This window comes from Rhizobium ecuadorense, assembly GCF_001187535.1.
In the GTDB taxonomy this organism is placed as follows: Bacteria; Pseudomonadota; Alphaproteobacteria; order Rhizobiales; family Rhizobiaceae; genus Rhizobium; species Rhizobium ecuadorense.
Genome location: NZ_LFIO01000958.1, coordinates 145088 through 155612, shown reverse-complemented (window position 1 = coordinate 155612; position 10525 = coordinate 145088). Strand labels below are relative to the sequence as shown.

Annotated in this window: 8 protein-coding genes; 3 read left to right on the top strand and 5 right to left on the bottom strand. The window is 59.0% G+C overall.

The annotated features are described in order from the left end of the window. The first annotated feature begins 102 nt into the window (after positions 1 to 102). The gene (locus AF337_RS18035; protein WP_049733155.1) at positions 103 to 1248 is read left to right on the top strand and encodes a CaiB/BaiF CoA transferase family protein; all 1146 of its coding nucleotides are present in this window, start codon (positions 103 to 105) and stop codon (positions 1246 to 1248) included. A gap of 53 nt (positions 1249 to 1301) precedes the next feature. On the opposite strand, the gene AF337_RS18030 is transcribed toward AF337_RS18035, so the two are convergent. The 4 genes from AF337_RS18030 to AF337_RS18015 form a co-directional block, all read right to left on the bottom strand. Next, complete coding sequence (locus tag AF337_RS18030; protein ID WP_049733154.1) at positions 1302 to 1580, bottom strand: transposase; 279 nt, start codon at positions 1578 to 1580, stop codon at positions 1302 to 1304. A 7-nt stretch (positions 1581 to 1587) separates the two neighbouring features. Next, positions 1588 to 3027, bottom strand: coding sequence for an HlyD family type I secretion periplasmic adaptor subunit (locus AF337_RS18025; RefSeq protein ID WP_049733153.1), 1440 nt, complete (start codon positions 3025 to 3027; stop codon positions 1588 to 1590). 17 nt (positions 3028 to 3044) lie between these two features. After that, the gene (locus AF337_RS18020; protein WP_049733152.1) at positions 3045 to 4760 is read right to left on the bottom strand and encodes a type I secretion system permease/ATPase; all 1716 of its coding nucleotides are present in this window, start codon (positions 4758 to 4760) and stop codon (positions 3045 to 3047) included. A gap of 106 nt (positions 4761 to 4866) precedes the next feature. Then, a complete protein-coding gene (locus AF337_RS18015) occupies positions 4867 to 5439 on the bottom strand; it encodes a hypothetical protein (protein WP_049733151.1) in 573 nt (190 codons plus the stop codon). A 473-nt stretch (positions 5440 to 5912) separates the two neighbouring features. Here AF337_RS18015 and AF337_RS18010 point away from each other — a divergent pair, with 473 nt between their 5' ends. Both AF337_RS18010 and AF337_RS18005 read left to right on the top strand, forming a co-directional pair. After that, on the top strand, positions 5913 to 7001 hold the full coding sequence (locus tag AF337_RS18010) for a hypothetical protein (RefSeq protein WP_049733150.1): 1089 nt from the start codon (positions 5913 to 5915) through the stop codon (positions 6999 to 7001). Positions 7002 to 7768: 767 nt separating this feature from the next. Continuing rightward, a complete protein-coding gene (locus AF337_RS18005) occupies positions 7769 to 8542 on the top strand; it encodes a response regulator transcription factor (protein ID WP_049733149.1) in 774 nt (257 codons plus the stop codon). Here the strand turns inward: AF337_RS18005 and AF337_RS18000 are convergent. Next, positions 8539 to 10521: a diguanylate cyclase gene (locus AF337_RS18000; protein WP_049733148.1), complete on the bottom strand. Its 1983-nt coding sequence runs from the start codon at positions 10519 to 10521 to the stop codon at positions 8539 to 8541. The genes AF337_RS18005 and AF337_RS18000 overlap by 4 nt on opposite strands. Between the last annotated feature and the right edge of the window lie 4 nt (positions 10522 to 10525).

Here is a 10525-nt window from a genome sequence, read left to right as displayed (position 1 = left end):
AACATCAACTGGGTGCCGCCGCAGGGCGGCGAGGGGCCGGTCTATCCGAATATGTAGGACAGGTGCTGGTCCGCGGGCTTGGGAATGATGAAGGAGTTACCGATGCAATTTCCGCTTGAAGGCGTGCGGGTCGTGGAATTGGCGCGTATCCTGGCCGGTCCGTGGGCCGGACAGACACTTGCCGACTTGGGAGCGACCGTCATCAAGGTGGAAAGCCCGGAGGGCGACGATACGCGCCGCTGGGGACCTCCCTTCATCACGGATGGGGATGATGTGGCTGCAGCCTATTTCCATAGCTGCAATCGTGGAAAACTGAGCATCACGGCGGATTTCAACTCGGCGGAAGACGTCGAAAAGCTCCGTGCGCTGATCGCGAACGCGGACGTCGTCATCGAGAACTTCAAGGTAGGCGGGTTGAAGAAGTTCGGTCTCGATTTCGAGAGTCTGAAAGCGATCAATCCGAAGCTGATCTATTGCTCGATTACCGGTTTTGGCCAAACCGGCCCCTATGCCGGGCGTGCAGGCTATGATTTCATCGTCCAGGGCATGGCGGGCATCATGGATTTGACCGGTGAGCCGGACCGGGAGCCGCAGAAAATCGGCGTGGCGTTCGGCGATATCTTCACCGGCCTCTATTCGGTCATCGCCATCCAGGCCGCTTTGATCCTCCGCAACAGTACGGGTGAGGGGCAGCATATCGATATGGCGCTGCTGGACAGCACGGTCGCCGTACTGGCCAACCAGGCGATGAATTTCCTGGCCTCGGGAAAGGCGCCGACGAGACTCGGCAATACGCATCCCAACATCGCGCCATACCAGCTGTTCCCGGTATCCGACGGCAGTATCATTATTGCCTGCGGAAACGACAATCAGTTCGCACGCCTATGCGATATCCTCCGGCTATCGGCTGTGGCGGCCGACCTGCGTTTCAAAACGAACGCCGACAGGGTGCGTCATCGCGCGGAACTGACATCGGTGATGGAAGCGCAGACGAAGCTTTTCAGACGGATGGATTTGTTAGCCGACCTGGCGCGCGTGGGCGTTCCCGCCGGGCCGATCAACACCGTCGAAGACGTCTTCGCGGACCCGCAGGTCGCCCATCGGCAGATGATGGTAGAGAATGAAGGGATACCGGGCATCCGGACGCCAATCATTTTCTCAGGGGCAGCGCTGACCTCGCATCGCAAATCGCCGAGGCTTGGCGAGCACAATGGCAAAGTGCAGTCGGACTGGTTTTCGACGGATTGATGCCGCGCGCGTGATATACAAAGCCGGAAGGCGGCCAACGAACCCCTTTGAGGTTAGTTCCGCCCTTTCGATGTTTTCGCCAGCATCTCGCTCAGCGTTGCCGCCGAGAGCATGGATTCGGCCAAAAGCTTCTTCAGCTTCTGGTTTTCCTCCTCCAGGGCTCTCAGCCTTCTGGCATGGAGGCCCACATTTCCGTGCTGCAGGGATTGCCACCGATAGAAGGTCGGCTCGCTGATGCCGTACCTGTGGCAAACATCTGCCACCGTCACCCCGGCCTGGTGCTCCTTCAGAATGCCCGTAATCTGATCGTCGTCGAATTTTCTCTTGCCCATCACCGCTTCAGTCCTCACGAAATGCTCTGTTGAAACTGTCGAGCAGTGGCCTGACAGCATAGAGCGCGACGCTGCTTTTGCCGGTTTCGATCAATGTCTGTACGGGCATGCCGGCCACCAGTTCGACATCCTTCATTTTCGCCAGCCGCTCGTCCGTCACGCGGATTGTCGCGGCAAAATAGGGCTGGCCGCTCTGCGTATCGGTGAGGCGATCGGCTGATACGTACTCGACCCGGCCTTTCAGCAGTGGAACGCGCCGCTGATTGTAGGGAAGGAGGTGAACCTGTGCCTCCAGCCCCGCATGGACGAGATTGATATCCTCCGGTCTGACATGGGCGGACACGATCAGGCGATCGGCGCGTGGCAGAAGATCGACGAGCGGTTCGCCCGCGCCGATCACCCCGCCTGATGTGTGGATGCGCAGGTTCATGATCGTGCCGTCTTCGGGCGCCCGGATATCGGTCCTCGAAAGCTGATCGTCGATCGCCCGCAAGCGCTCGCGCAATTGCATGATCTGGCTTTCCGCAGCGCGCATGCCCTGGGCAACTTCGCTCAGCCGGTCGCTCTCGAGCTTTGCGAGATCGGCCTGCGTCTCGCTGATCACCTGGTAGGCGCGAGAGATCTGTGCCTCGATTTGACCCTGCTGGCCATCGATGTCTGCCTTTTCCCGCTGGAGGTTGAGAAGCCTGCTCCTTGTTTCCAGTCCTTTGGCGTTGAGGGCGGTCACCTGCTCCAGTTCTTGGCTCGAGATGGCAGCTCTGTCGGCCAGTGCCGCCTTCTGCGCGCCAAGTCCGACGATTTCCTGCCGCACCTGCGCGATTTTTTCATCGGCGATCTGTATTTCCGCCTGCACGACCCGGCGACGGGCTTCGAAGATTTTCTGTTGCCCGATCACAATCGCGCTGACCGAAGGATATTTGTCGATTGCTGCCCTGAGATCCTGGGGATAGGCGACATGGTCGCCGCCGGTCTGCTCCGCAGACAGCCGAGCGCGGCTTCCTTCGGCATCCCAAAGCTGCCCTTGAATGCTGTCGCGCTCCGAGCGAAACTTCGTGTCTTCGAGCTCTATCACGATTTGCCCGGCCATCACCGCATCGCCGTTTCTGACGAGGATCCGCCGCACAATACCGCCTTCCAGATGCTGGATGGTCTTGCGGCTGAACTCCGGTTCGATAACGCCCGATGCGATTGCAGCGCTTTTCAGCGGCGCCAGAACCGACCAGATTCCCAATCCGACGATGAAAACCAGGATCAGCAGGTTCCCCGTCCAGACAACGCTTCTGAGTCCCGGCATGGGCGAAGGGGGGGCGGGTCCGCGCTGTTTCTGTTCAATCACCGGCGCATAGGCGGTCTGCCGCCTGGCTGTCGAGCGTCGAGGGAACAGCTCGCCCATCCTTGACGAATTCGAAGATCTCGCCGGTGTGGCGTCCAGTGGAACAAGGGTCATGGCAGCGTCCCTCCTCCCTAGGTTCCTGTTCGAGACGGTGGTTGAAGATAAGTTTCATAAATCCGCTCGCTGTCGCCGAAGGCAGCCACTGTCCCGTTGCGCATGATGGCGATCTTGTTGGTGACCGGCAGGATCCCCATCCGGTGCGTGATGATAACGACGGTCATCCCCCGGGATCTCATGCGCTCGATGGCGGTAAACAGCATGCGTTCGCCGTCGTAATCCAGGCTCGAATTCGGATCGTCGAGAACGATCAGAGACGGATTTCCATAGGCTGCCCGTGCCAGTCCGAGCTGCTGGCGCTGAGCCCGAAGGAGCAGGCTTCCACCTTCGCCGATATCGGTCTCGTAGCCCTGCGGCAGCCGCATGATCGCCTCGTGCAATCCAACCAGCTTTGCGGCGTCGATCGCTTTGCCGGGATCTGCTCCATCCAGCCGGCCGATCACATCCTTGATTGCGCCGCCGAAGAGTTCGATGTCCTGCGGCAGGTATCCGACGTGGCCGGCCCCCCCGCAAAGGCGCAGAGCCGAGATGTCGACCCCACCGAGAAGCGCATATCCGCTCGTTGCCGGCACAACGCCTGCCATGACGCGACCAAGTGTCGATTTTCCCGATCCCGACGGACCGATGAGCGCGATGCAATCGCCAGGTGCCAGGCGCAATGTGATATCACTCAATATCGGCCGATCGGCGAATGGCTTGATATAGCTGACATTGTCGAGAAGGAGGCCATTGGGTTCCGGCAGCGGCACTATGCGGTCATCGCGTTCCGATGCGACCGTTATCAGCATTCTGTTCAAGCGATTGAAGGCGTTGCGCGCAAAGGCAAAAGAGCGCCATGCCCCTATTGCGCCCTCGATAGGGGCAAGCCCGCGCCCGAGCAGCAGGCTTGAGACGAAGATGATCCCGGGACTGCCGCTGTTTGCGAGCACCAGCCATGTCGCCGATCCCATCATCAGGATCTGCGCCAGTGTGCGGATCGATTTGGAGCAACCTATTATGATCTCCGTGCGATGCATCGCGATGTCCTGGGCCCTTCTTGCCATTTCCGCATCGCGGTAGACGATCAGCGCTGCGCCGTCCTGCATGCCCATGGCCCGGATCACCTCGAGGTTTTTCAGCGCCGTCGCAAATCGCAGATAGCTCCTCGAAAGGGCAAGATTGGCTTGGGCAAGCGGCTCTCGCGTCGCCAGTTCCGTCAGTAGCGCAAACAGCAGCAGCGCAACTGCGCACAGAAGACCGATAGTCCCAAGCAGCGGGTGAACAAGAAAAAGCAGAAGCAGGAATACCGGCGCCCAGGGAACGTCAAAAAACAGCGAGCTGGCCGGTGAATCGAGGAACTGGCGCAAGGCGGCCAGGTCCCTGTAGCACTCCGTGGCGGCTCCCGTATCGGCGCGGGCGGCATATTCGAACGATGCGGTGAGCACCATGGGCCGGAGCCTGTGGTCCAGCCAGCTGCCGATGCGCGAAAGAGCTGCCCTGCGCACGATATCCAGTGTGGACCCGACCAACACGGCGGCGGCGATGATGATCGTCAGCATCACGAGCGTGTCGACACTTCGGCTCGACATGACCCTGTCATAGATCTGCAGAAGATAGAGGGAAGGCGCGAGAAGAAAGAGATTGTAGCCGCAGCTATAAAGGAAGACCAACCCGAAGGCTCCGGCACAAGCCCGAAGCGCAACAACGAGCTGTGTCGGCGGCCGCGATGGCTTTATGGAAATCGTTGTCATTATCAGATCTCGCTGCTGCACTTGATACTGACAAAAGGAGGCTGCTTGCAGGTTCGGCAATTGAGGAGGGTCGCCGGCCGAAACCGGCGACCTTCAGGGCCTGAGGTCAGGAGCCGAGATGGTCGACGTCGATATGGCCGAAGGCGTTTATGAAGTGATCGAGGGAATTGTTCACCGTCGTCGTGTCGGGATTGGTGTGAACCAGAGCTGACGAGATGTCGCCGCCCAGAGCGTTATTCCCGTTGCCGCCGTTGCCGCCGACGCCTGCGAGGATGGTGGCATGCTGATCGGCTACGAGCTGGGTATATTGCGTGGCGGTCGTCGCCGCAGCCACCGAAGCCGTGTCATGGCCGCTCGTATTGCTTTGATCGCCGTTGGAGTGGGCGTTTCCTCCAGCGCCGCCGGCGCCGCTGGTCAGCGATGCCAGGAAGCCATTCTGAGCCTGGCTCAAGCCACCGGCTCCACCGCCGCCGGCGTCCCAATCTGCCGTCTGCCAAACGTGATCGCCGTTGTGCAGATGGGTGGATGCTCCGTCGACCGTTTGCACGGGCGAGATATAGGCAACCGGGTTGTAGTTGATGTTTCCATCATTGTGGCCATCACCGCCGTTGCCGGCATTGGCGTCACCTGCATCTGGGTGATTGAGGTGAATCGTGTCGGATATTTGTGGAATAGGCATTGATGTCACTCCTTCTACTTCGTTGCGTCTGATTTCGTTTGACGGCGTCCCCCTGCGGCGTGCGTCCAGCATGTCACCGCAGCCAATACAACCGCCAGGGAATATTGCCCGCGATTTAATCTGTGGCCTATCTAGATATTCGGAGACATTCCTTCGGATGTATACTTGCAGATGCCGAAGATTTATTTGGGCCGATGTTTGGTGATTTGGTGCAGGGCGGCATGGTCATGATCATGTCTGCGACCTCGTCGAAGCGACGCCAGCGCCTCTCATCCAAAGGTTCCAACGCTCGCAAACGCGCAAAACCGGCGCTGCCGAGATGACCGCCAAATGGCTATGGAACTAGCCGACAGGATGTAGACGAATTGCAGGCTCTGCTTTTCCCACGTTCAGAGGCACAATGCCGGAACAATTCAGGCTGCATAGCGCCGCATGCTCGGTGGACATGCGGTCGGCCGCGAATGGAGACGGCAATGGCGGAAACTCGGCCCTTATTGGAAGACCTGCCCAAGACGGGCACCGATCAACACCTCGCCTCCAATGTGGCCGCGGGGCATCTGGCACTGGTGCCGACCTGGCTTCCGTTGGATGTCGCTTCCGGTCCAAGTCACAATTCAGCCGGCAGCGGAGGTGACGGGATAAGCGAAGGCGTGATCAGCAGCAATGCGCTGGCCGTCTTCATGCCGTCCAATGCGGCTATTGCGGGACCTCATTCGGGTGCCGACGCCTTCCAGGGCAACGATGCGCTTATCAATCAGCATCCCACCGAAATGGCTGGGATCGGCGGGAATGGCGGAAGCGGCAATGTTGCCATCGGCAGCGGCGATGGTGGCGGTCATGCCGGCACCGGGGGCAACGGGGTCTTTTACGGCGGGCTCGTCAGCACCGAAGTCGCGCTGTTTGCCCCCGTGAATACCGCTGTGGCTGCAGGCCCCGGCGCGGAGGCTCACGCCGAACAATCGAACAACGCAATGTTCCTGCAGGGCGCAACTCAGATCGGCGGCATGGGCGGCTCTGGCGGAGACCATAACGTCGCGGGCCACGGCTCGCCGATGAGCGGGGGAACTGCACTGACATTGACCGGCGACTTTTATGCCGGCCACGGCGGCGATGGATATTTCGTCGGCAGCATGGTCGACGTGAGTATTGCCATCTTCTCGCCGATCAACATCGCCATCGGCGCCGCAGGCGGCTCGGCGGAGGCCCATCAGACAAACAATGTCATTTTCGATCAGGGCACTGTGCAGATCGCAGGCATCGGCGGCAATGGCGGTGGCTTCAACCTGTCGTCGGACACGATTTTTACCGGCAATCATGCCGGTGGCGGTGGCGGCGTCGGATCGTCAACCGGCAGCATGGTCGACGTCAATGTCGGCTATTTCCATCCCATCAATATTGCCGTTCCCGCCGGTGGAACGGCGGACGCTCAACAGATCGATCATGTTCTCTATGATCAGCACGCGCTTCAGCTGGCCGGCATCGCAGGCCACGGCGGAGAGGGTAACCTCACCGACGCCCATTCGGCGCTCGTCGATGACATTCTGAGTTTCATGCATAGCTAGAGCATGTCGCGCAAAAGTGTGCCGCGGTTTTCCCAAAGCGCGAAGCGCTTTTGCCGCAACGACATGCATGCGTAAAAACAAAGAGCTAAAGCGCAAGGAGCGAATCTGAAAGATCGCGACGCGCTTTAGAAGGATAGACTCCCCGCTCGTATTGCGCCGCTCAACTGCACGAGATTGTTCTTGGCGCCGTTTTTCAAAGCCATATGTTGATCGCTTCCTCCGCCCGGGTTTCGACAGAACTACCGACCCTTCCGCCATGACCTTATCGGCATTGTCGGCGCCCGCGCGGTGCTGCCAGGAGAAACGATGCCGGCTGGTATTAATGCGTCATTAGAGCGCAGTTTTCAGTAATCATAACGGGTAATAGGCGATCTCAGGCTTTTGTTGCCTTTCGCATTTGTCGTTTTGCTGTCGAGGTCTGCGACTGCTTTGAATTGAGATCGGGTGATAAAGCCGAGCCGATCGGCGGCTCGGTATATCCAACAGCTCTTTGCTGAATAGGTCTCTAGCGGATCGGTTGCATTTTCAGTGCTTTTGGAAGTTTTGTTGACCTGCTTGCCGTACGTGAATTCGGCGAAGACTGGAAAGTCTTCGGTAACAAGTCGAACAGACAGCTCATGATGAACAATCTTTTTGCCGTGTTCTGTGATAACAGTTATCTATCGATGAAATCTTATAGACTATAAGAATTATCATGAGAGATTCGACTATTGATAACGAGAATACACTCGCTTTTTATCATGACATGTCGCGAGAACTGGAATAGGATGAATAACTGTTGGGTTGCACATATTCTGGGGAGCACGCAAGTGTCCGACAGTGCTGGAATAAAGCGCCGGCGCAATGCACCAACTGTGATCATTATTGAGCATTCTACACTGGCGCGCACGACCGTGGTGAAGCTTCTTGAGCGTGAACTCGCCGGGTGGAACTTTATCGATTTGAGCTCGACCGAGAGTCTCGATCGAGCGCTCGGAGCCGAGGTGCGTTTGATCGCATTGGATCTGGCTGGCAGAGATGTCGAGAGCGCCAGCCTGCGTGATGATCTCGCCGCGATTGCTGCACGTTTTCCCGAGGTTCCTATCACGTTGCTCTCAGGTACGGATGACGCCATCATAGCTCGCCAGGCGCTCAAGATCGGCATCCGCGGCTTTTTCTCGACGTCACTTCCCATCGACATTGCCCTTGCCGGTCTTCGTCTCGTTCTGGCAGGAGGAACATTTTTCCCACAGCTTTTGGGAGCTGCCGCAAACGGCTCAAACGAGCATAGTCCGGCCAGAAATGAGGCCGAAAAGAGCTTGGATGATAGGACACAGTACCTGGCGCTTGCCGACTTCACGCCCCGGGAGGCGGATGTCCTCGCGGAGTTGCAATCCGGCTGTTCAAACAAGGTCATTGCCGGAAAACTCAATTTGTCGGGGCATACGGTGAAGATGCATCTGCAACACATCATGCGCAAGCTGCAGGCGCAGAACCGCACTGAAGTGGTTGCCCGCCTGATTCAAAGAGCCGCCGGCGGCCCTGACGCCTCCCCGAGCTAGGCGCCTATTTGCTGTATCTGCGTGTCAGCAGAAGGCTCGGCAACGACGGCTTGATTTCGCCCTGCCTGCTTGGCGCGATAAAGCGCGCGATCGGCTTCGAGCAATAGCGCTTCCGGAGAGATGTTCTGATCCGGCGCCGCCAGCGCAATGCCGACGCTGAGCGTCACATGCCCGAAAGGCGATCCCTCATGCGCCAGCTTGACGGTCGCCATCGCCGAACAGAGAGCCTGTCCGATGACGGGCGCGTTGCCGGCTGAGGCGATCCGCGCAATGATGGCGAACTCCTCGCCGCCATAACGGGCGACCAGATCCTGTTTGCTTCGCGTATTGCGTTCCAGCACCCCGGCGATTTCCTTCAGGCAGGCGTCTCCCGCCGGATGGCCGTATCGGTCGTTGTAGCCCTTGAACCAATCGGCATCCACCATGGCAAGCATCAGCAGGTCCCGACCTTGCCCAAGCCCGGCGAGCTCGCTTGCGAGAACCTCGTCGAAGCGACGGCGGTTGGCGACGCCCGTCATCTCGTCCGTCTGGCTGATCGTAAGGAGCTTCTGATTGAGCCGCTCCAGCTCGGACGTTCGATCCCGGATCTTTCCCTCAAGCGCTTCATGGGCGGCGTGAACGCGCGCGGCCATCGACGCAAAATCGCGGGCAAGCTCGCCGATCTCGTCGTCGGAGTGTGTGGGCAGGGCGTCGTTGGCAACGGTAACGCCGGAACGGCCGACCAACTGCGTCGCGTGGATCAATCTCACCAGCGGTTCGGCGACCTGCTTTTGCAGGATCGAACGGAGGATGAAGAGTTCGACGAACAGAGTGAGCAGGCCAACGGCGATGACGATCCCGAGATTGGTGAGGATGGCGGGCCGCATCAGAGATTTCGGATAGTGGACGGCAAGCACCCAGGGCGTATCCGGGATGCGGCCGACGGCGGTAATTTCGCTTGTGCTGTCGATGAGCGATACCGAACCCGCTCCGATCGACTGGCTTGCCTTTAGCAAGGGCTGGTAGTCGGTGAGCGCCAGTGAGGAAATCGAGGCGGTGCCGGCGCTGGCCGTAATCGCATCGCTATATTTGCCGTCGAAGATCAGGGTCCCCTCGGCATCGGCCGTAAAGATCGTCGCCCGCGCGCCCGGCAGCGTCGGATTGGCGGTTCGTTTCATCAGATCGTCGAGCAGCACGTCGACACAGGCCATGATGCGATGTTTGCCCGAAGCGTCAGGCGCATCGGGCGTCGCGATCGTTGTCATCCAGGCATTGTTGGATGGGTCCCAATAGATGCGCGTAAAGAAAGTATCGCTTTGAGGCCCGCCGAAGCCGCGGGAGAAAAATTCGAAGGTTTCGAGCTTCAGCGCATCCGGCCCTTCATATGTGAAAACCTTGGCGATGTCGGCAGCCTGATAGATCGGGAAGCCTTTTTCCGGAACCACGCCGTAGAAATTGAAGAGGCGGCCCTTGGCGGCAGAACCGAATTGGTAAGAGAGCAGGTACGACAGCGCAAACCGCGTCTTCACGTCCTCCTCAGGCGTCACGTCAGGCGCGTAGGTCGCCGACATGTCGGGAAATCTGCGCCCATCGGGCAAGGGTTCGCCTTCGAACAATCCCGGACGCTGGGTATAGGATCCATCCTCATGGCGATAGAAGATATCGTCGAAATCCCGGGCCAATGATTGCCGGGCTTCCGGTATCGCGTAGATCCTGTTGAATTCGGCGAGGAAATTCTTCTGAAGATCCGTCACTTCACGGAATGGTAGAGACTCGCGCTGCAAGGCCTGTTCGGTCGAAAGCGAGAGCTGCGACCGCACCGACTGCTCAAGCGCCGAATGATTGATGAAATAGGATACGCCGCCGGCGCAGGCGCAGACCAGAGCGATACGCAGCGCCGCCAGCCGTAAAGCCCGCGACGCAAGGGTATGACGTGTTTTCCGGCTCACCTTCGGTCTGAAGACGATTTTCAACAATGTGCTCATGCCGGTGCCGCTCATTTCA

What these genes read in the sequence shown, in the direction of transcription:
- AF337_RS18035 (WP_049733155.1), top strand. Translation starts at nt 103, where the DNA reads ATGCAATTTCCGCTTGAAGGCGTGCGGGTCGTGGAATTGGCGCGTATC.
- AF337_RS18030 (WP_049733154.1), bottom strand. Translation starts at nt 1,580, where the DNA reads ATGGGCAAGAGAAAATTCGACGACGATCAGATTACGGGCATTCTGAAG.
- AF337_RS18025 (WP_049733153.1), bottom strand. Translation starts at nt 3,027, where the DNA reads ATGACCCTTGTTCCACTGGACGCCACACCGGCGAGATCTTCGAATTCG.
- AF337_RS18020 (WP_049733152.1), bottom strand. Translation starts at nt 4,760, where the DNA reads ATGACAACGATTTCCATAAAGCCATCGCGGCCGCCGACACAGCTCGTT.
- AF337_RS18015 (WP_049733151.1), bottom strand. Translation starts at nt 5,439, where the DNA reads ATGCCTATTCCACAAATATCCGACACGATTCACCTCAATCACCCAGAT.
- AF337_RS18010 (WP_049733150.1), top strand. Translation starts at nt 5,913, where the DNA reads ATGGCGGAAACTCGGCCCTTATTGGAAGACCTGCCCAAGACGGGCACC.
- AF337_RS18005 (WP_049733149.1), top strand. Translation starts at nt 7,769, where the DNA reads ATGAATAACTGTTGGGTTGCACATATTCTGGGGAGCACGCAAGTGTCC.
- AF337_RS18000 (WP_049733148.1), bottom strand. Translation starts at nt 10,521, where the DNA reads ATGAGCGGCACCGGCATGAGCACATTGTTGAAAATCGTCTTCAGACCG.